Annotated in this window: 14 protein-coding genes, 1 tRNA gene and 1 pseudogene; 6 read left to right on the top strand and 10 right to left on the bottom strand. The window is 33.9% G+C overall.

Going from position 1 to position 21,619, the window contains the following annotated elements:
* Positions 1 to 242 precede the first annotated feature (242 nt).
* Both JI747_RS13385 and JI747_RS13380 read right to left on the bottom strand, forming a co-directional pair.
* Positions 243 to 3,134, bottom strand: a complete 2,892-nt coding sequence (locus JI747_RS13385; protein ID WP_225689395.1) for an AsmA-like C-terminal region-containing protein — start codon at positions 3,132 to 3,134, stop codon at positions 243 to 245.
* 238 nt (positions 3,135 to 3,372) lie between these two features.
* Positions 3,373 to 4,161, bottom strand: coding sequence for an SDR family oxidoreductase (locus tag JI747_RS13380; protein ID WP_225689394.1), 789 nt, complete (start codon positions 4,159 to 4,161; stop codon positions 3,373 to 3,375).
* A gap of 696 nt (positions 4,162 to 4,857) precedes the next feature.
* Between JI747_RS13380 and JI747_RS13375 the strand changes: the two genes are divergently transcribed.
* Both JI747_RS13375 and JI747_RS13370 read left to right on the top strand, forming a co-directional pair.
* Entirely contained in the window at positions 4,858 to 5,025 is a 168-nt protein-coding gene (locus tag JI747_RS13375; RefSeq protein ID WP_225689393.1) for a hypothetical protein, read from the top strand.
* Positions 5,026 to 5,070: 45 nt separating this feature from the next.
* A complete protein-coding gene (locus JI747_RS13370) occupies positions 5,071 to 6,165 on the top strand; it encodes a heparan-alpha-glucosaminide N-acetyltransferase domain-containing protein (RefSeq protein WP_225689392.1) in 1,095 nt (364 codons plus the stop codon).
* Between the two features lie 139 nt (positions 6,166 to 6,304).
* On the opposite strand, the gene JI747_RS13365 is transcribed toward JI747_RS13370, so the two are convergent.
* From JI747_RS13365 to JI747_RS13350, 4 genes are all read right to left on the bottom strand, one after another.
* Positions 6,305 to 7,882: a Na+/H+ antiporter gene (locus tag JI747_RS13365; protein ID WP_225689391.1), complete on the bottom strand. Its 1,578-nt coding sequence runs from the start codon at positions 7,880 to 7,882 to the stop codon at positions 6,305 to 6,307.
* Between the two features lie 399 nt (positions 7,883 to 8,281).
* Positions 8,282 to 8,353, bottom strand: a tRNA-Arg gene (locus JI747_RS13360).
* Between the two features lie 76 nt (positions 8,354 to 8,429).
* Complete coding sequence (locus JI747_RS13355; protein ID WP_225689390.1) at positions 8,430 to 10,193, bottom strand: TonB-dependent receptor; 1,764 nt, start codon at positions 10,191 to 10,193, stop codon at positions 8,430 to 8,432.
* 90 nt (positions 10,194 to 10,283) lie between these two features.
* Complete coding sequence (locus tag JI747_RS13350) at positions 10,284 to 13,247, bottom strand: tetratricopeptide repeat protein (protein WP_225689389.1); 2,964 nt, start codon at positions 13,245 to 13,247, stop codon at positions 10,284 to 10,286.
* A 250-nt stretch (positions 13,248 to 13,497) separates the two neighbouring features.
* On the opposite strand from JI747_RS13350, the pseudogene JI747_RS13345 reads away from it, so the two are divergent.
* The 3 genes and pseudogenes from JI747_RS13345 to JI747_RS13335 form a co-directional block, all read left to right on the top strand.
* A pseudogene (locus tag JI747_RS13345) lies at positions 13,498 to 15,156 on the top strand (APC family permease); the annotation flags it as partial.
* A gap of 422 nt (positions 15,157 to 15,578) precedes the next feature.
* Positions 15,579 to 15,890: a DUF962 domain-containing protein gene (locus JI747_RS13340; protein ID WP_225689388.1), complete on the top strand. Its 312-nt coding sequence runs from the start codon at positions 15,579 to 15,581 to the stop codon at positions 15,888 to 15,890.
* Between the two features lie 86 nt (positions 15,891 to 15,976).
* Positions 15,977 to 16,324 (top strand): DUF4377 domain-containing protein, encoded by a 348-nt coding sequence (locus JI747_RS13335; RefSeq protein ID WP_225689387.1) that lies wholly within the window; start codon positions 15,977 to 15,979, stop codon positions 16,322 to 16,324.
* 35 nt (positions 16,325 to 16,359) lie between these two features.
* On the opposite strand, the gene JI747_RS13330 is transcribed toward JI747_RS13335, so the two are convergent.
* Together JI747_RS13330 and JI747_RS13325 are read right to left on the bottom strand one after the other, a co-directional pair.
* Positions 16,360 to 17,310 (bottom strand): SPFH domain-containing protein, encoded by a 951-nt coding sequence (locus JI747_RS13330; RefSeq protein WP_225689386.1) that lies wholly within the window; start codon positions 17,308 to 17,310, stop codon positions 16,360 to 16,362.
* A gap of 176 nt (positions 17,311 to 17,486) precedes the next feature.
* Entirely contained in the window at positions 17,487 to 18,842 is a 1,356-nt protein-coding gene (locus tag JI747_RS13325; protein WP_225689497.1) for a deoxyguanosinetriphosphate triphosphohydrolase, read from the bottom strand.
* A gap of 72 nt (positions 18,843 to 18,914) precedes the next feature.
* Between JI747_RS13325 and JI747_RS13320 the strand changes: the two genes are divergently transcribed.
* A complete protein-coding gene (locus tag JI747_RS13320) occupies positions 18,915 to 19,649 on the top strand; it encodes a DNA-formamidopyrimidine glycosylase family protein (RefSeq protein ID WP_225689385.1) in 735 nt (244 codons plus the stop codon).
* On the opposite strand, the gene JI747_RS13315 is transcribed toward JI747_RS13320, so the two are convergent.
* Together JI747_RS13315 and JI747_RS13310 are read right to left on the bottom strand one after the other, a co-directional pair.
* Positions 19,646 to 20,368, bottom strand: a complete 723-nt coding sequence (locus tag JI747_RS13315; protein WP_225689384.1) for a LytR/AlgR family response regulator transcription factor — start codon at positions 20,366 to 20,368, stop codon at positions 19,646 to 19,648. The two genes, JI747_RS13320 and JI747_RS13315, sit on opposite strands and share 4 nt — an antisense overlap.
* Positions 20,365 to 21,444, bottom strand: a complete 1,080-nt coding sequence (locus JI747_RS13310; RefSeq protein ID WP_225689383.1) for a sensor histidine kinase — start codon at positions 21,442 to 21,444, stop codon at positions 20,365 to 20,367. Before JI747_RS13310 ends, JI747_RS13315 begins: the two co-directional genes overlap by 4 nt.
* Positions 21,445 to 21,619 lie beyond the last annotated feature (175 nt).

Raw genomic sequence — 21,619 nt, 5'->3', positions numbered from 1 at the left:
AACTACAACTATCTTGCCGCCACTGGAATTACTCTCCGTCAACTTATGAGCTTCTACAATTTCATCTTACTTAAAGATATACTTTATTTCCGTTTTAATGTTACCAATTTCTATTTTAATGATGAAATCCTGAAAATATTCTACATTAATTTTTGTTTATCCATTGTCATCAACTGTGAGATAAGCTACTGCCGAAATAAAATCCACTAGAATAATTTGTACTCTCTCTTGACCTTGGAATGTTATTTTTTATTCTTCAGATCTTTTGTTATCGTGTTCTCTGCAGCTTTTGCCTTCTGCTCCTGGGCATCCTTTTCTTTTCGCTGTTGTCTTCTTGTTTTTTTCTCGGCACGTCTTTCTTCACGAATCACTTTATTGGTTTTTCTGTTGTATAAAGCATCTATAATTCCCTGGCCTGTCTTACTGAAAATTTTTACTTGCGGTTTTTCGTGCGTTCCTGTAACAACAATAGGGAAACCAATAATCCCACCCGGAAAAATCCCTACTCTTATCCGCAGATCCAATAATCCGTTGAAGCTTGTTGTTCCGCTTACAGTAGGTCTTAAAATAGATACTTTGAAGGTAAATTTATCCACATGAATAAGATTATTCTTGATGTGTGTTTCAATATTGACACCCTTCATATCGGGATCGTTGAACGCTTTAGCTCCAATGTTATCCCCGACTGCTGAAAGCATTTTCAGATTTTTGACTTCCACATCACGAAGGTTGACCACTCCTCCCCCTTCCAAAGACGGATAAATCGGCTTCATGTTTTTATCAAAATCTCCTTTTAATTTATAATCCAAAGAAACTATTCCCTTAACATTTTTGGCTGCAGTAACCATTTCACGCACCATATCGATTTCATTGTAAGCCCTCTGAACATCAAAATCCAGCACATTTAATGCAATATCATAATTAGCAGTCAAAGGAGATTCATCCTGATAACGGGCATCAATCTTCATTCTGCTTCCTATAATATCAAATGAAGTATTCTTAAGAAAAACTTCGCCTTTATTTACCGAAGCCAAACCAGAAAGATTATTCAGTTTTAATCCCTTAAACTCTACATTTTTCACATCTGTCTCCAAAGAGACATCTAAATTTTTAGGAATAATTACCACTCCACTGCTCTTCGGATTTTCAACTTTCGCATAGTCAACCTCAATTGATTTTTTTGAATTATCTCCGTCTTTCAACGCCATAAATTCATCAATCAGAATATATCTTGATTTTAATTTAAACTTACCGTGCAGTGTTCCTTTTCTTTCAATAAAATAATTGATGGTATTTAAAAGATAACCGTTCAAAGCAAAATCTGATTTTCCGTAATTGGCAAAGAATCTTCTAAACCTCATTTTTTCGTTCTCAAACTGGAAATTTCCTTCTTTGATGTAGAAAGATTTTGGAAGGTATTCTGTAGTGGCCTTAATATTTTTCAATATTAAATTTCCTTTGTTGTCCAGTTTGCTGTATTGGCCTGTTGTTGCGTAGCTTTGTCGCCCGTTCAGGGATAAGTCAGCCATAATCAAACCGCTTATATCTAATCCTTTTTTAGCAAAAACTTTATAGATTCTTCCTACATTCAAAACACCTTTTGCACGAACTTTATACAAGACATCTTCAAAATTCTGCAGATCAGCATTTACAAAAACAGGATTTCCTTCAAAATCAAACTTAAACGGATCGAGTTTCACCCCTAAACTTTTGAAAGTACCATCTGTATTTGTAATATTTGCAACAATATTGATATTTTGAATGGGATTTGGGTAATATTTGGTTTTTAGCCAACCGTTTTTCAGGTTGAGATACCCTTTAGTTTTTGGAAACAGTTTTTTATCCAGACTAAAAATTCCATTTGCCTGAATGTTGGTATCCATCAAACCTCTCACATCTATATCTTTTAAACCAAGAGCCTGGCTTAAAGTCTGCAGATTAACCGCTCCTTTTACATTGGCATTAATCTGCATTTCATCCAAGCCTTTCGTTTTGACAACGGCTTTGAAATTATTATTCGGACCAAGATCAAAACTAAGATTTTTCAAGTCTAGACCCAGTTGTTCTGTATTTAAATCCGGTAGATCGACATTTAAATCCATATTAAAATTGTTCATCGGCACCGGAGCTTTCCCGTTCGAAACAAATCCGTCTTTTACAAACAATCTTGCTTTTAATCTTGGTTTCAGATTTTTAAGTTCACTAAATCTCCCTTTTAAGCTGAAAAATAAGTCACTATTTCCTTCAATTTTGGTGTCTTTTGCCCAATTTAAATATTGGGGCGGAAGAACGGAGATCATATCACGAATCGTTGTTTTTTCTGAGGCGGCATTAATATCAAGGTTGTAGCCATCTTTCAGAATACTTAGAAAGCCAGTAAATTTTAAAGGCAACTCATTTATTCTCAATTCGTTTTTACGCAATACGAATGTTAGTGCATTTGTATTAATTCTGGTAATCAAATCTGCATGTAGTGTTTTTTGTTTTGCATAATAGATTCTGTTTAAGCTAAAATCAAGTTTATTAATGTCAAGGTCTGTGGTAAGATCAAAAATATCTTCGCTTAAACCACCTTTACCTGTATAATTAAGACCTTTTGCATCAACTAAAACCCGTGCAGAATGATCATTATATTTTATATTCCAGTTTCTTAACTTAATCAAATCCAGCTTAATGGATGCGCCTGCTTCCGTTGTATCTTTCGGCTGATTTGAATTTTTGGAAACATACACATTATAATTAGCTTCCCCCTTTGAATTCACAAAAACATTCGCATAGGCATCGGTCACATAAATTTCATCAATCTTCACGTCTCCATCAAAAATCAGATTTTTAAGATTAATTCCTACCGCAACTTCTTTTGCAGCCAATAAAGTGTCATTTTGAAAAGGTTTTGAGCCTTTAAGTAAAAAATCATCGACAGAAACTGTAAGTGAAGGAAAATGCCTGAAAAATGTAAGATGCGTTTTCTTATAATCGAGTTTGCCTGCCAGATTTTTATTGGCAAATATTTTTACCTGTTCCGAAATAGTTCCCGGAAAAAGAATTGGAATGATAAACATGAGAAAGAGAACGGAAGCAATTAAAATACCTGTCCACTTCAATATTCCTAAGATGATTTTTTGAAATTTCATAAAGCATTTTATTAAAACCATAATCATAAAGTAAGCCAATTATAAAATCAGAAGGTAATAAGGGTAAATTTTTGCTCACTATTACTAATTATGTTGGTCATTTATACTTTATAATAAAACCGAAAAAAAAGAATGTTTTTTGGACTTTTTTCCGTCGAAAACGGAGGTAATAATGAAAAAAGCACCCTTTATCGGTGCTTTATATACAATAGTTTCCTTGATTAAAAAAGATTGCTGTTTAATAAATATTAGCTAGCCCTCCATCCAAAGGAATACTTGTTCCCGTAAGATAAGCTGCATATTCTGAAGCTAAAAAAGCAACCAAATGTCCGTATTCTTCCGGCCTTCCTAATCTTTTCATTGGGATTTTATTTTCTCTGGCTTTTTTGAGCTCTTCAACAGACTTATTATTTTTCTTCGATTCCACGCTGATTAACTTCTGAATCCTTTCGGTATCGAAATAACCTGTTAAAATATTGTTGATGGTAATGTTATGCTGGGCAACCTCATTCGATAAAGATTTAGCCCAGGCTGCTACTGCAGAGCGTATTGAATTCGATAATACCAAATTATGGATGGGTTCTTTTACGGATAATGAGGAAACATTGATAATCCTTCCGTTTTTCTTTTTTATCATATAAGGTAAAGCTAATGATGTTGTCTCGCACACGGTCTTAAATAATAAATCAAAAGCTGCCTGAAAGTCATCAACGTTTTTTTCCAGGGCTAAACCAGGTTCAGGACCATTGGTATTGTTAACAAGAATATCTATTGAATTAGTCTTAAAAAAATTATGAATCAGTATTTTATATTCATTAAATTTCAAAAAATCGGCCACGAGGTACTGATGTTTTTGACTGTCGGAAACAACAGGAAGTAGCGATACAAAGTTCCTGAGCTTTGATTCATTTCTTGAAATAACAGTAACATTTGCACCACATTTAGCAAGTTCGATTGCAATTCCGGCTCCTATTCCTTGTGTACCTGCTCCGACCAGAGCATTCTTTGATAATAGGTCTATTTTCATAAAGCTAAAATTTAAAGTTAGCATACTTATTCCTTACCATAAGTTGCTTTCATAATATAAATTTAATAAAATGCCTCTTTACTGATGCTTTTTATTTTGTAATTTTTCTTTCTTTAGAAAATTTAAGTCTGTTTAAACTCATATTAAAATTAACCACAAAAGATACAAAAGTGATTTATATAATAATTTAAAGTTGAACATTAGGCTGAAAAAAGAACACCCCAAGTCTTTAAAAATCTTTGATTTTTATCCTTTTGAGAACTTTCAGTATCTCATAGCATCTGTATAAATCGCTTTTGTATCTTTTGTGGTTAAATAAAGGTATATTTTCTAAAATTGAGTAAATTATTACGTCGTCTAAAATACGGGTGATAACTTTCTTTAAAAACCATTCGCGGCCTCTTTAATCATTTTCCGTTCCTGTAAAGTAATTTTAATCACTTTTGGAAACAATTTCACCTGAGCTTTTAGGGTATTTTTTAAAATTTCTGTAAAATTTATATAAAAAAAATTGGCGGTTAATAATAATTAATATATTTGTTTTTAATTATTCTAAATAACAATAGTGAATTCAGATTTACAATCCATTATAAAAATACAAAATACTAAAACTTAAAAAATATTACCAGTCCAATAATATACTCTATGGACAAAATAAGTATTAACCATTATTTCTAATATCACCACAAAAAAATTATGATTAACAATTTAACATCCCAGTCTAAACCTGCCACAGCAGTTTTACCTCATGATTTGAGGAATTTACAAAATATTTTTCCCACCGCTAATTATGATCACTACCGAAATGCAATTAATGCAACTACGGATCTTGTTCAGGAATTTCTCAGAGAAAAAAAGCACTAAAAAATCACTAAAATTTATTTGCAATTCATATTTTCAATAAAAACCATGGAACAACATAATAAAAGAATACTTGCTCTGGACTTGATCAAGGGAATGAGTGTTATCGGAATGATTATCATACACACGGTATTGATTTACGCCAATGTAAAATCACAATATGAAACAACAATCGGCAGTTTTATTGTTTTTTTGGGGAGAGGAACTTCAATATTCCTTATCTGCATGGGAATAACATTCATGACATCCCGTCATCAAAGCCTTACAAGTGCGTTAAAAAGAGGACTTTTATTAGTCTTTGCAGGTTTATTCATGAATTTCATGAAGTTCATGATTCCCGTGATTTTTAACTTTGCACCTGATAATTTTATCCAGAAATACGAATGGCATGCCCCTCTGCATCAACAGTATATATATCTTGTACAGCTGGGTGATATTTTACAATTGGCAGGAATGTCCTTACTATTTATCGGATTTATCAGGAAATATGTAAAAAATAAATACATCATTCTGGCTATAGGTTTATTTGTAGCACTGATATCGAGGGAGGTGAGCGGTCTAAATTTGGATTATCCTGTTATCAATTATGTCTTAGATCTGCTTTTCAATACGGATTATCCTGCTTATGTTTATTTTCCTGTTTTCCCATGGATGGCCTTTATTATTATCGGAATGTTTTTTGGCAAGTGGTTTCAGGAATTGAACTATGACATCAAAAAGATTTTTGAAAAAATGTTGTATTTTGGAATAGCTTTCATTTTTATAGGCGCACCATTAGTCTTTATCTATGGTAATTACAATTATAACAGTTTCTATCATATGGGACCCGGAGGTGTTATTTATTTTGCAGGATGGACTTTATTATTTCTATGGTTAATCAATACAATTACGACAAATATCAAAGAAAATGGATTTATACGCATTCTAAAATATTGCAGTAAAAATTTAACCTCCATGTATATGATTCAATGGATCTTAATTTCATGGGGAAAAGGTATTTTCGGATATAGAGAGCACGGGATTGATTATGTATCAGTACTTATATTACTCTACCTATTTCTTACTTTTTCAATACAGTTTATCATAGATATAGTAATAAAAAAGGTAACAATATACTTAAATGCACCAATAGCCAGAACTTAATAAACCCAAAACTTGAATTTCAAGAAACTGTATTTCGAACACCTAAATTAAATTCCACAAAAATTATAAAAAAAAGTCCGTCATCACGAATTGTGAGACGGACTTTTTATTCTATACTTAAAATAATATTTCAACAGTATCAACCTTTCATATTGAGTCTTTCCTCCTGTAAATCCAATAGTCTCAGATGCTTCCTAATGATATTTTCATCCAGTAGGAGTTCCTCACGATTTTTGTTAATAAGCCAGCTCCTTTGAGTGTCGAGAATGTCAATATAAATACGTCTGTATTCCTCATAATTCAGAATAATTTCAGAACTGCTCAATTGATTTTCATATTGTTGCAACTGATCTTTCAACGCCGGAAAACTTTCAATTTTGTGAGCATACTCACTCTGTATTTTATCAATCGCCACTTTTGCCAGGTTGTTCTGTATGTCGTAATCAATCTCTTTAACGCTTCTTATAAAATCCCGGTCTACCGGAGGAAATTTCCTTAATAAAAATGGAAGGGTAAGCCCTTGTAAAAGCAGCGTCAGCAGGATGACAATAAATGTAATAAAAAGAATCATGTTTCTTTGTGGAAACGGAGAGCCATCATCTAAAGTCAGGGGAATAGAAAGAGCCGCCGCTAAAGAAACCACCCCTCTCATTCCGGTCCATCCAATAATCAATGGTGTCTGCCACCCAGGTGACTGCGGATCGGCAACGGTAATAAAATTTCTCATTATTAAGGTTGTAATCAACGCTCCGTATCCCGCTAAAATCCTGACAATAATCAGAACCAGGGTGACTGCAATTCCGTAACCGATAGCAGTATAAATATCTGTGTCGCCTAAGCCTGAAACAATTTCCGGCAGATCCAGACCAATCAGCATGAAAACAATCCCATTCAACAGGAAACAAAAACTTTCCCAGACCGTTACCGTACGTATTCGTGATGCACTGCTTAAAAAATCATGACTGCGGTAAGAAAGAAACAGCCCGCCAGTAACTACCGCTAAAACTCCTGACGCATGAAGCTGTTCAGCAGACAGATACATGGAGAATGGTGCAATAAAAGTCAGCAGTATATCTATATTTGAATCAGTAGGCAACATTTTATGGATTTTCAAAAAAACATATGCAATCCCAAGTCCGATTCCCAAACCTCCAAGGCACATCCATACAAAACTTCCAGCTGCTTCATGCCAGACAAACTGTCCTGTTGCAGCAGCAATCATCGCAAACCTGAAAATGATCAAAGAAGAAGCATCATTCAGTAAACTTTCGCCTTCCAGGATGGAAGCCAATCTTTTCGGAACTTTTACAAACTTTAAAATTGCTCCGGCGCTCACTGCATCTGGTGGCGAAACAATACCACCCAGCAAAAAACCAAGTGCCAGAGAAAATCCCGGAATAAAATAATTAGCAAAAACAGCAACAGAGAGTGCAGTAAAGAAAACCACTACGAAAGCAAAGCTGAAGATAATCCTGCGCCATCGCCATAGCTCTTTCCACGAGGTTGACCATGCTGCTTCATACAGTAATGGAGGCAAAAAAATAATAAATAATAATTCGGGTTCTATTTTAATGGAGGGTACTCCGGGAATAAAACTTATGACAAGTCCTGCTAATACCAGTAGAACCGGATATGCAACTTTAATCTTATTGGCCAGCATGATGAGCATCGTGATTAAGAAAACCAAGAAAAGATAAAATTCAAAGTCTTTAAGCATATACAAAATTTTAGATACTTAAATATATATTAAATTCTTAAAAATATTTACACTTCTACGGAATTTTCCCCTTAGAAAACTCATTATTTCTTTCGTTCATACTTCAGCTGTAAAAATTCTTTTTTAAATGTTTTTGCTGTAATGAATTCAAGCGTCTGTTCCGATCTTTCGTCTTTAATAGCAAAAAAACTACGATGAATTAGAACAAAGAAAAAGTTCAAAAATTAAGGAGATTTCGAACACTTAATGATTGTAACAAGCCTATTGTGCCATTTTCAGACTGTTTATTGCAAATAGACATGGGTATTGTCAAAAACAAAATATGGGCTTATAAAAACTTTATAAAGAAATGTTTACTAATAAAAAAAGAGACAACTGATAATTAGTTGTCTCTTTAAGTGACCGCAGAAGGATTCGAACCCTCACTGTTGGAGCCGAAATCCAAAGTTCTATCCATTAAACTATGCAGCCGATTTATATCATTGATAAATGATAATTTATGAATGATTATCGTATCACTTATAAATTATCATTTATCAATGATGTTTTAGAAAGTAATCTTCACACCTCCCAAAATCTGGGCACCAAGAACTTTATATCCTTTGTACGTCTGATATTTTGAGCTCAGAAGGTTATTTCCGAGTGCGAAAATACTGAAATTTTTGTGAATTTTATACTCTGCTGAAAGATTTAAATCTGCATACCCCCCTACTTTATCATTGGTATTTTCAGTAGACTGATACATCATCGGGCTTCCAACTCCCTCAAGCATAAACGAATTCGTTGTTCTGTCGCTTGCGAAAATCCCTTTGAAACCTAGTAATAATTTTTGGTCAAGCATGGTATATTTAGCTCCGATACTTGCCGTTAACAGCGGAACATTATAGATATCCGAGTAGTTTTTTAAGTCAAACTTTGTGAATTTTGCTTCAGCATCCAATACTAAATTAGCCAATGGAAAATACTGTAAACTTCCTTTAATATCACTTACATTTCCATCATCATACACTGCCGAGAAGATATTGGCAAAATTGTAGGCAGAACGGTTTAAAGTATAAGTATTATCGAACAGACTGTTTGCCTTAAAGAACATAATATCTCTCATTTTTCCGTATCCTGCAGAAACATCATATTTGAATGTTTCGTCGATATCTCCTCTCAACCCTATATAGAAATGGTATTTTGTTTCTGTAGGTCGCAAATACTGGTCAGAAACAATGAACGGATTCTGTTGTAATAAATCTGCGTACGTATTCAGTTTTAAACCTCCGTCAACACCACCGTAGAATTTAAATCCGTTGATGGCTGCATATTGAAATTCTGCTTGAGGAAACCAATATGTTTTATTGTTTTTCAGCTGTTCAGACATCAGATCATTTGAATTTTTTGCATTTAAAAACTCAAATGAAGAACCTAACATTAAGTATGAATCTCCTTTTCTGAACGTTACTTTCGGAGCTAAATTGGTATTGAAAAAGTCAGCCGAGTTTTTATCTCTTATTGCAAATTCACTCTTGATTGCTTCTAAGCCTACTCCTAAATCTGCATTCAGGTTGATCCCTGATTTTCCGATCTCTACAGCATGCTTGGAAAGATTCGCCAATACGGAAACCTGATTCTCCTTTGCATCAAAATGATCTTTTAAGAAAGAAGATTTCACTCTGATATCATTCAGGATTTCATTGGAATAGAAGTCGTAATATCCGTTTACTTTAAACTGGTTTACTCGCTGATCCAAATCTACATCTCCCGGTTCCAATGCATAGATTCCGTAATAATTATAGCTGTTTAAATTGTATTCAGCATTTAAGTTGAACTTTCCTTTATCTCCGTAAGAATTAAGAAAAGCACCAAGCGTTGTAGCACTTTGTTTGGAATCCCAGGCATATTCTTTTTTCAGTCCCTGAGTAGAAAGGAAATGAGCATCTGCCCCTACTTCGATTTTATTTTCTAATGTCTTCGAAATATTGGCATCTCCTAAAATCTTTCCGAAATTTCCCATTCCGAACTGAATATAATTGTTCTGGGCAGTTCCGTCAAATTTAGGCGTTACATCAGCTCCCTGAATGGTTGAAGTTTTGAAATCTGAAACCGCAGGAACATCTGTAATGGTATATTTTACAGGGTTTTGGGATTTTTCTTCCGGTGGATAGTTTTTAATGGTTTCCACAGAAGTTTTCTTTTTTTCGATCTTCTTTACTTCCGGTTCTCTTTTTTTGTTAAGAATCAGTTTTTCTTCTCGGATCTGGGAAAACGCCACGGACGAAAACCCTAAAAATATGATGGATAATAATTGAATTTTTCTGTTCATTTTTATTATGGGTATTAATGTATAATGTCGGATGTATAATGCATTATTCTACATTTTACTTTTTACATTCTACGTTGTACATTTTCTACTTTACTTTTTAATCGTCTTCTTTACTTCTTTCGCTTCTGCTACAATCTCAGGGAAATCCTTATAGTTTTCAATGATCTGATCGCAGGTATAACTTGCCTGATAATTATCTTTTAATCCCAGATAATTTTTCGCCATCAATACCAAAGCTTTTGCTCCCCAATATTCTTCTGATGCATAATTATTAGCTAGTTTAAAGATGGTTTCATTCGAAGATTTGAAAGCCTTTCCTTTGTTTTGATAAAAAGCTTTTGCATAAAGCGATTCGGCAGCAACCGATGTGTTCGAAGACTTTTCAAGAGATACATAAGCCGTTTGTGCATCTTTATCTTTTCCTGAATTCATCAAACTTCTTGCCTTAATTACTTTTGCCGTTTCAATTACTGCTGCTGAGTTTTTGGTATTTGCAATTACTGCATCTGCCAGTTTTTCAGCCTGAGAGAAATTCTTTTCATCGGCGTAAATTTTCATCAATTCTACATTCGCATAGTTCTTAATGTTTACGTTTGATGAATTTTTAATGTTCTCCAGATATTTCTTCGCCTCGTTATTATCACCCTGCGTCACATAAATCTGTGCTAAACGGGTTTGCGCGTCATCCTGATAATCATTCTGAACATTCGCAACTTCCTGCAAAACAAGCAATGCTTTTGTTGTATTATTGGTTTGATAATAACTTTCTCCTAATTCATATTTCGCCTGATAAAGTCCCTCTCCTGTTGGATTTTGTGTTAAATATTTCTCGTAATAAGAAATCGCATTCTTATAATCTTTCTTCGTGAAATATTGTTTTCCGGTAGACAGGTTGATTTCGTCAATTTCTGCAGCATCTACATTAATTCCTAGATTTTTTGCAAAACTTTCATATCCTGCCACATCACCGTTTTTCGTGAAAATTGGTTTTGCTGCCTGAACAATCTTCTCTGCATAAGGAGTATTTTTATACTGTGCACCCAGAGATTTCAATTCAGACAATGCTTTATCATTCTGATTCTGGTCGATATAATTCTGTGCTCGGTAAATAGAAGCATTGGCTACCAAATCTTTATCAGAAGAAGTTTTAATGACTTTATTGAAGAAATCATTTGAATTATTAAAATCGTCCTGAGCCGCATACGCAGTTCCGATCTCATATTGAGCATCATCATAATATTCAGAGCCCGGATATTTCGATAATAAACTGTTCAGATTCGTAATTTTTGCTTGAGTATCTCCTTTAAATCCTAAAGCCATTGCTTTTTGATATAAAGTATAGTCTGTAGCATCTTCGTTCTTATCGTAAATGGCAATCGCCTCATTCAGGTCGTTATTCGCGTAGTGAATATCTGCCAGACGAAGCTCTGCATCATTTTTAAACTCAGGTTTCGGATTAGTTAAGTATTGTTTAAAATACGTCGCTGCCTGATCGAATTTTTTAGATTTAAAATAAGCATATCCCAAATCATAAGGCAACTGTTGTTTTTCAGGGAAAGTTTCGTTCAGCAATCTTTCGTAACGAACAATCGCAGAAGGATAATTCCCTTTTTGATAATATACCTGACCCAACCAGTATAAAGCTCTGCTGTTGAATTCTTTATTAATATTAAATTCTAAACTTCTCAGAAAATATTTTTCAGCCTCATCATAATTTCCTTTATTAAATTCTTCGGTTCCTAATAAGTAAGAAACTTCCTGATCTACCTTATCGATATCAGGAGATGAAGTTTTCAGCTTATCTATGGCATTCAGTGTTTCTTTAAAGTTTCCGGAATACAGATAAGATTTCACCAAAAGTGATCTCATTTCCGATGCATTCCCTGCATCCTGATTTTCGTTGATATAATTCTGAATAACCGTAGAAGGACTTTCAAACGGGTTACCGATATCGTAGCTTAATTTTGCATATTGTTCATGCGCCAGTTTTTTCACCTTCGGATCATAATTCATCTGATAAGACGAACGGAATGCAGAAAGCGCTTCCTGCTTTTTATCAACTGCCAGATAAGCATTTCCAAGCTGATAATAGGCATTCTGAGCCAATGCAGAATTACTGTTCAATAATTGATTGTAATAAGAAACGGCTTCATCATATTTTTTAAGCTGAGCTGCAACAAATCCCATCTCATACAAATCATTCTCAGAAGGATTCTGCTGAACACTCAGATAATCTTTTAAATGCGGATAAGCAGCATCATAATCATTCTTCATGAAATAACTTTCCCCGATGATCTTGTGAACTTCTGCTTTATAAGAATCCGAAATATCTTCATGTAATAAAGTATTCCCTTCTGTAATTGCCTTATCATAATCTTTATCATTATAATACATCTGTACATAATACGGACGTACCAATTTAGAATATTTCGGCTGGTCTTTTACAGAATCGAAATACTGGAACGCCTTATCATTCTGTCTGTTCGAATAATAAAGGTGACCCAACATATAGGCAATATCTCCTTTTTGAGAGGCATCGGCAGTTTTATACGCTTCTTCCAAAGCATCTGTTGCGCCTTTAGAATCTCCAAGCATAAATTTAGCATACCCTAACTTCAGAATATACTGTGTATTTTCTTCTTTTGAAAGCTGATACTGGTTTACCTTTTTCAGGGTTTCCAACGCTTTATCAAAATCTTTTTTAGCCAGATAATAATCAGCCAAAGGAAGATTCGCCTGAGCAAAATAAGCAGAATTCGGATATTCTTTCATAAAAGCAGTCAATCCTTCTTCAGCATGATTTTTCTGAAGGATCACTCCTATGATGTTATCAAAAAACTGCGCTGCTTCTTTTCTTGATCTTGATAGGTTCTGATTATAAAAATACTGTCTCGCATATTCAAATTGCGAGGCATTATATATCTTGGTCTGATAAAGATTTTCAGCAAGATTGAATCTGTAATTTTCTTTTTGTGTAAAATATTGGGACTGCTGAGCCTCGGAAATTCCGAAATACACCACCGCAGCCGCTAGAAGTATTTTTTTTGATTTCATTAATATCAAATTTAAAAATGTTTAAGCCCTGAAAATGAGCTGAATATTTTAAATTGAAGGTGAATTTTATCCACAATTCATCAACGAAAATATTGAAAAGATATTGTATAAACAAGTGTTTTAACATATTGTTAAAATGTGGATTCCTTTTTAATACTTCTTAACTTTTCGGAGAAGAAGTATTAAGAAAATCAAAATTATTTCATAGAAATAATTACATTTGCTTTTTTCAAATCAAATATAAGATTGGATGAGTCAACTTTTTAGAAGGAAAATCTATTCAGAATCAGATACATCGACTAGCCTTTTAAGGGTTTTGGGTGTTTGGGATATTGTGTTTTTTGGTATTGCGGCCATTATCGGTGCAGGAAGTTTCAGCAGTTTGGGAGAGGCCGTTTTCAGAGGAGGTCCCGGTGTTATTTTATTATATTTGATTTGCGGTTTTGCCTGCGGTTTCACAGCACTTTGCTATGCGGAATTTGCAAGTAGAATTCCAACAGCGGGTTCTGCCTATACGTATGCATATGCCAGTTTCGGGGAATTAATTGCCTGGATCATCGGTTGGGCATTGATTATGGAATATTCTTTCGGTAATATCTATGTTGCTTTTTCCTGGTCAGATTATTTCACAAGCTTTTTAGAACGTTTGGGAATGCACATTCCGGATTATCTGACTTGCAGTTATACCGAAGCCAGAAAGGCCATCATGAACGGTTCCGAAAACAAAGAACTTCTGAATGCCTGGAAAACCGCTCCGTTATTAGGAAGTTTAAAATTCATCGTTGATGTTCCCGCTTTGGTTATTAACGGATTGATTACCTGGTTATGCTACGTTGGAGTAAAAGAAAGTAAAAACTTTAACAATTCATTGGTGATCTTAAAATTAGCGGTAATTGTTTTAGTTATTTTAGTAGGTTATTCTTACATCAATACAGATAACTGGACGCCGATAAGCCCTGCAACAGGAACTCCTTCTTTCATGCCGAATGGTTTTGTAGGGGTAATGAGTGCTGTTTCCGGAGTTTTCTTTGCTTATATCGGTTTTGATGCATTAAGTGTACTTTCTGAAGAAACAAAAGATCCTCAAAAAACATTGCCTAAAGGAATGATTATTTCTCTGGTGCTTTGTACGGTTATCTATATCGCTTTGACTTTAGTATTGACCGGAATGGTGGATTATAAAAAGTTTGATGGTGTAGGTGATCCGCTTTCCTTCATCTTTGAAAAAGGGAATGCCAATGTTGCCTGGATGGAACTTACTGTTTCATTTATAGCCATTGTTGCGATCACAACAGTGCTTTTGGTTTTCCAGATGGGACAACCGAGAATCTGGTATGCAATGAGCCGTGACGGATTAATGCCTCAGAAATTCCAGACTGTACATCCTAAATATAAAACACCTTCTTTTGCTACGATCGTTACAGGAATTGTAGTAGGTGTACCTATTTTATTTACAGATAAAACCTTCATCCTTGACTTTACAAGTATCGGAACTATTTTCGCATTTGTATTGGTATGTGCAGGAGTTTTAATGCTTCCGGCAAAGGAAAAAATAAAAGGAAGATTTCATTTACCGTATATCAACGGAAAAATCATATTCCCTGTTGTTTTCATCGGAGGACTGCTTGTTTTTTATAAATGGCAACCGGAATTTTTCCAGAATTTAATGGATTGGAAAGATCCTAAAGAGGGCGAATTCAGAGCTTCTATTTTCTTTTTCATCCTGATTAATCTAATCCTTTGCGTTTGGACTTTCGTTAAAAATCTATCTTTAATCCCATTGATCGGATTGAGTTCGTGTCTTTATCTTCTTACCGGAATGAGCCATGAAAATTGGTTTTACTTCGGATTGTGGTTTGCAGTGGGGCTAGTTATTTATTTCTTATATGGAAAAAAATATAGTAAACTAATCGAAAAAACTAAAAAAGCTTACAAAACAAATAGAACTGATTACATTATTGTCCAAATCATTATACTATTTATTGGATTTTTAATTCAAACTAAAGTCCCAATAAATACAATTGGAAACTCAGTTTACTTTTTTATAATTTATATATCACTTGGAGTGTTATCATTAATTAATTCAATTGGTAGGTTAAAGGACATTAATTTATCACCTTTTTACTCAGTTTTAAATTTAATTCCCTTTTTGAATGTATTTTTTATAATATTTCTAGGTATAAAAAAAGGAAGTGAAAACAAATAAATACTGGGTAAATATGAAATTTAAAAGGCAAAATTGTAAAATTACAGTTTTGCCTTTTCTTTTTAATCCTTGCCATAAAGACTTGGCGAGCTTATTGCTTTTATCATTTTATAAACTTTAATGCCATGTCAGAAAGAATTAAAACCTTCCAGGAATTTTATAGGTTCTATCTTACCGAACACAGTAAAATGGGAACACGGATTTTCCATTTTATAGGAACCCTTCTCGTATTTGTAGTGATTGGCTATGTCATCAGTTCCGGAAAAGAAAGATTCCTGTGGTATGTTCCTATTTTCGGATATGGCTTTGCGTGGTTCAGTCATGCTTTGATTGAAAGAAACAAGCCGGCTACTTTTAAATATCCAATATGGTCATTGATTTCAGATTTTAGATTGTTTTTCGAATTATTAATCGGAAGACAAAAATTTAGTGGATAATAGTATCTTTATTATCTATTTTTTCTGATTCAATAAAATATTGTTTCCGGCACAAAAGTTGTCTAATAACGACCAAATTCGAAATTATGAACATAAAATCAATTGTATTAACAGGGATATTAGCTTCTTCAACATTGTTAACGACATTACAGTGTAAAGCTTCTTCCAATACTTCAGGCGACAATGAGAAAACTTTCATTATAGGTCCTGAAACAGCAGACTGCACAGGAGTTGCTCCTATGAAATGCTTACAGGTAAAAGAGAAGCCAACCGATAGTTGGACTAATTTCTATACCAATATTGAAGGATTCACTTATGAACCCGGATATGAATATGTACTTAAGGTAAAAACTGAAAAACTGGAAAACGTACCTGCAGATGCTTCTTCCATTAAGTATACCTTGATCAAACAGATTTCAAAAACGAAAAAATAAATAAAAAACCTCCGAAAGTTTCGGAGGTTTTATTTTTACAAATTGCTTTTTCTATTATGATCATGCTCTTTCGGAGGTTGAGGATAACTTCCTTTGCTAGCTTCTCCTACTGTATTTGCTGTGGTCATGGCAACAACCAGATCGTTGAGCATTCCGCTTGCTGCTGTCGGTGAATTTGGAAGTAATACTAAATTACTTCTGTTACTTGCCCCCACTGAATGTAAGGTATCATAATGTTGAGTCACTACAATTAACGCCGAAGCTTCATGTGAATTGATATCTACATTATTCAGCATTCTTACCGATTCTTCAAGACCTTTTGCGATCTCTCTTCTTTGATCGGCAATCCCTTGTCCCTGTAATTTTTTAGATTCTGCTTCAGCTTTTGCAACAGCAACAATTCTGATTCTCTGTGCTTCAGATTCATATTCTGCCGCAGTTTTTTCTCTTTCCGCTGCGTTGATTCTGTTCATCGCGTGTTTCACCTGTTCATCCGGATCAATATCGGTTACCAAAGCTTTAATAATATCATATCCGTAACTTTGCATGGCTTCCTGAAGTTCTGCTTTTACAGCAATCGCAATATCATCTTTTTTTAAGAAAACATCATCCAGTTTTAATTTCGGAACTTCTGCTCTTACAACATCAAAAACATAAGATGTGATTTGGTCATGCGGACTTTCCAAACGGTAATAAGCATCTCCTACCTGTGTTCTGATCACCTGAAACTGAACGGAAATTTTCATTTTCACAAAAACATTATCCAATGTTTTAGTGTCAATCATTACGTCCAATTGCTGAATCCTTAGATTCATTCTTTTTGAAATTCTGTCCAGATAAGGTATTTTCAGCTGTAATCCCGCATGACGGACAGAATGAAATTTACCTAAACGTTCTACAATTGCTGCAGTTTCCTGTTTTACAGTAAAAAAAGAGGCAAATAACGTAACAAGACCAATAAAAACAATAATTCCTAAATATGTCATAATTTGATTTTTTTAATGAGTCGTAAATATGTATGTTTTGTTAAAAAAAATACGGATTAAGTGTCTTTTTTAAATATACTAAAATCTTTACATTCTTAAAAAAAATGACATATATAAAATCTAATCAAGCCTTTATAGTTATAATTTTATTTTTCAGGGGTATTGAAATATAAAAATTACATCGTCATTCCGATATCAATTCCCTTGATTTTTCTGTAAAGATCAGTTGCATAATTATCGGTCATTCCGGAAACAAAATCTATGACTCCAAGCACTTTCTGGTAATCGGTTCCTTCTTCATAAACAAATTGTTTAGGCAGAAGCTTTAAGGCTTTTTTATCATAAGATTTTCTTTCGTCATCACTTTTTAAAACTGAAGGGATGAAATGATCCAGTAACTCATACATTACATTATACCCCGCATTCTCTATTTCTACCACTGCTTTATGATTGTAGATTTTTTCAATCGAAAAGCTTTCAATATCCTGCAATGCTTTATTTTCAGACTTATAAATATCCAAAAGTCCGTTACTTAAATTCCCTTCCAGAATAGTATTAAAATTACTTTGATAAAGCTGAATCGATTTATTAATTAAAGCATTGATCACTTTTGCCCTTAGATAAGAAATCTGCTCGTTTTCATTACCTATAGAGTTCAGTTTCTGCTCCACCCTGTTCACATCATCTGTTTCAGATTTTACCAGCTCAAAGAATAGGTTTTTACAATCTGCTGTTGAAACGATTCCTAACCGGTGCGCATCTTCCATATCGATAATATTGTAGCAAATATCATCGGCTGCTTCTACCAACCAGACGAATGGATGTCTTTTAAAAATATACGGCTCTTCACTTTCTGAAATTAAATTCGTGCCTTTTGCAATCTCTAAGAAAATATCTTTTTCATTTTGAAAGAAACCAAATTTCTTTCTGTGGATAATTCCTTTCTTTTTAGCAATGGCTTCACACGGATATTTTGCAATACTTGCCAACGTTGAAAATGTCAATTGGATTCCTCCTGCATCTTTCCCTTGCTGCTGCTGCGCCAAAACCCTGATCGCATTGGCATTACCTTCAAAATTTACAAGATCTGCCCATTCTTTCTCATTGAATTTAGGCTTTAAATCATTTTCATTCCGTTCAAAATAGCTTGCAATAGCATCTTCTCCGGAATGTCCAAACGCCGGATTTCCCACATCATGACAAAGACAGGCTGCAGCAATTACATTTCCTAAATTATGCAGGTAAAAACTTTTAGCATCTTTCGTTAAATCATTTTTGAAGCTGTCATGAATAAATTCTCCAATGATGCTTCCCAAACTTCTTCCCACCGATGAAACCTCAAGAGAGTGCGTCAATCGGTTGTGCACAAAGACACTTCCCGGCAGTGGAAAAACCTGGGTTTTATTTTGTAATCTTCTGAAAGCCGAAGAAAATATAATTCGGTCAAAATCTCTCTGAAAATCTGTTCTCGAAGCCTTAGTATGCGGATTGTTTCCTGTACGTTGATTGGTGAAAATCTGGTTTAAATTCATCATTTTTCAAAATTACTCCAAATTTTATTTTTATGGAATAGTATTTGAATTTTTGTTGAAAACTGAGCTTCTATGCCTGAAGGTCCTTCCATACTATTAATGAAAGAAAGCCTGCAAAAATTTGTAGGTAAAAAGATATTGGAGTCTCAGGGAAATGCAAAATTTGATAAAGAAGTTCTTGAAAATAAGACTTTGAAAGAAATACGCACTTTCGGGAAACAGACTTATCTTGTTTTTAGTAAAGTTGCTGTCAGAATTCATTTGCTGATGTTTGGTTCCTATACTGTGGATAAACAAACAAAGCCTGACAAAAATCTCCGGCTCTCATTAGTTTTCAAAACAGGAGGAATGTATTTCTATAATTGTAATGTAAAACTTGTCGATTCTGAATTTCTGGATACAATCGATTGGGAAGCCGATGTGATGAGCGACCAATGGAATCCGGAAAAAGCAAAACAAAAGTTAATCGCCAATCCAAAAATGATGGTTTGTGATGCCTTAATGAATCAGGATATTTTCTCAGGAGTCGGAAATATTATTAAAAATGAAGTATTGTTCAGAATTGGAGTACAACCTGAAAGTTTACTTGGAAATCTCCCTTCCGGAAAGGTGGAAGAATTAATTGCAGAAGCCAGAAATTACAGTTTTGAATTCCTAATATGGAAACGGGATTTTGTGCTGAAAAAACACTGGCTCGTTCATACAAAATCCATTTGCCCGAAATGCGGTGAGAAATTAGTCAAAAAACAAACCGGACTGGGAAAACGCAGAAGCTTTTACTGTCTGAATGATCAAAAATTATATTAATCGATATTCAGAGAACCACCCGAATATTTTGTGAAAAATTCAGATCTGTACACCTCTCCCAGCGGAATTTCCACATCACCGATATAAACATTATGGTTATCAAATGATTCAATATAATCAATATTAACCACAAAAGATTTGCTCACACGAAGGAAAATATCTTGCGGAACTTTTTGATGAATCGTTTTCAGATTCATTGCTGTAATCAGCTTTTGAGTCTGGGTATGAATGACCACATAATCTTTCAGCCCTTCTATAAACCGGATGTCTGAAAAATATATTTTATAGTATTTTCTGTCTGCCTTGATGAATAAAAAATCGGCTGTATTTGATTCTATCGTATTTTTTACCGTTTTGGATGAAAGTAGCTCCTTGTAAAGAACAGCTTTTTCAATTGCCTTTTCAAGCCTTTGTTTTTCGATGGGCTTTAACAGGTAATCTACTGCATCCAGCTCATAACTTTTCAATGCATATTGTGAATAGGCGGTTGTAAAAATCACTAATGTATTTTCCGGAAGCATTTCTGCAAATTCCAGTCCTGAAATCAGCGGCATTTCAATGTCAAGAAAAATTAAATCAACAGTTGAAGTCTTTAAAAACTCAATTGCTGCAGGAGCATTTGAAAAACTTCCCAGAATTTCCAGCTGGGAAACTTCATTGATTAAAGATTTCATTTCCGCTCTTGCCAAAGGTTCATCATCAACAATTATACAGTTCATAAAGGCACAATTAAGGTTACAATATATTCTTTATCGGTGGAAGTAATGTTTAATTCATGGGTGTTTTGGTAGAGCAATTCTAATCTCCGTTTAATATTGACCAAACCTAAACCTCCATATTTATTATTAAAAGCAGAAAAATCTGAGTTTTTTGAATTGATACAGGTAAAATACAGTCTGTTATCTTCCATTTTTAGATCAATTTTAATATAATTTTCCTCTCCATTAATACTAATACTATGTTTTACTGCATTTTCCACAAATGTTGTAAACAGGTTGGGTGGAATAAAAATACTGTTCAAAGTTCGTTTATCCATATCAATGTTAATATCTACGGACAGATCTTCTCTTCTTATTTTTTCAAGGTTTATAAAATTGGAAAGAAAATCAATTTCCGAAGTGAGCAGTGTTTTTTCTTCATCATTTTCATACAACTGATACCTCAAAAATTCTGAAAGCTTCATGATTACAGCTGTTGCTTTTTCCGGATCTGTTCTGATCAATGCTTTAACATTATTCAGCATATTAAATAAGAAGTGAGGATTGATCTGGTTTCTCAATTCGTTCAGCTCCATTCTCAAGGTAAGGTCATTCAGTTCAGTGATTCTTTGGCTGTCTTTAATCCATTTTTGAAGAAGTTTTACGGTAGTAGTAGTCAGAATAATGGGAATACACATCAGAACTCCCTGATATATTCCTCCTCCTTTTTCTTCTCTGGTGACAATATTTATTATACGGTATTTGGAAAAGAATGTTTCGAAACAATATCCAATCATATTGAGTCCTACTACACCAAGGAGAATGAGAAGAATGAAATAAGTCAAATAACGACCTTTAAAGAAAAAACAGGGAACCAATACATATATATTAATATAGATCATCCCAATTAATAAAAGGTATACAAATAATAAAATGTAATATTTATAATCATCTGAATACCATTCCCAAAACTGGGCGTTATACATCAGTACCCAAAAGAAAACCAGAAATAAGAAATGTCTCAAAAACCTGAAGCGATCTTCAAGAAGAAAATCCATGACAAGGGTTTCTTTAAAGTTTTGAGAGGAATATTTCATTTTTTACTTCAAGCTTAATAACTTAACAAAAATAGGTAATAACGTAATTTTTATTTAAAATATTATACGAACTCCCTATTTTATTATACAAATTTTAAAGTTCGGGATTTCGTATAAAATAACGGGGAACTTGTATAAAAAATAATTTTTCAAAACCCATTCTCTATTTCTTTGT

It is taken from the genome of Chryseobacterium tagetis (assembly GCF_016735585.2).
Taxonomy (GTDB): Bacteria; Bacteroidota; Bacteroidia; order Flavobacteriales; family Weeksellaceae; genus Chryseobacterium; species Chryseobacterium tagetis.
This window is presented reverse-complemented; position numbering and strand designations above follow the sequence as displayed.